Source organism: Paracoccus sp. DMF, assembly GCF_004407025.1.
GTDB classification, from domain to species: domain Bacteria; phylum Pseudomonadota; class Alphaproteobacteria; order Rhodobacterales; family Rhodobacteraceae; genus Paracoccus; species Paracoccus aminovorans_B.
Map to the genome: position 1 here is coordinate 1 of NZ_SOKV02000193.1, position 659 is coordinate 659.

Genomic DNA, 659 nt, shown 5'->3' on the forward strand with positions numbered 1-659 from the left:
GGCGCGAGGCCCGGCGCGGCGCCCGCATCGGCGCGCTCTGCACCGGCGCCTGGGTGCTGGCCGAGGCCGGGCTGCTCGCCGGCCGGCGCTGCACCATCCATTGGGAAAACCAGGACGCCTTCGCCGAAAAATTCCCCGACACCACCCTGATCCGCACCGTCTTCGTCGAGGACGGCAACCGCCTGACCGCCGCCGGCGGCACCGCGGCCATCGACCTGATGCTGCGCCAGATCGCCCGCGACCACGGCGCGGCGCTGGCCGGGCGCGTGGCCGACCAGATGATCCACACCGCGATCCGCTCCGAGGAGGACCACCAGCGCCAGTCGGTGCCGGTGCGGCTGGGCGCGCGCCATCCGCGGCTGGCGCAGGTGGTGGCGCGGATGGAGGCCAATATCGAGGAGCCGCTGAGCCCGGCCCGGCTGGCGCAGGACGCCGGCCTGTCGCCGCGCCAGCTCGAGCGGCTGTTCGCGCGCTATCTCGGCCACTCGCCCAAGCGGCATTACATGGCGCTGCGGCTGGAACGGGCGCAGAACCTGCTGGCGCAGACCGAGATGAGCGTGATCGAGATCGCGCTCGCCTGCGGCTTCGCCAGCACCGCGCATTTCTCGAAATGCTACCGCGCCCAATATGGCGAGACGCCCTATCGCAAAAGGGGCGGC

1 protein-coding gene is annotated in these 659 nt (G+C 72.4%); it reads left to right on the forward strand.

All coding sequences use genetic code 11. From position 1 onward, the window contains the following. A partial coding sequence (locus E3D03_RS21170; protein WP_263568572.1) for a GlxA family transcriptional regulator occupies positions 1-659 on the forward strand: 659 nt, incomplete at both ends.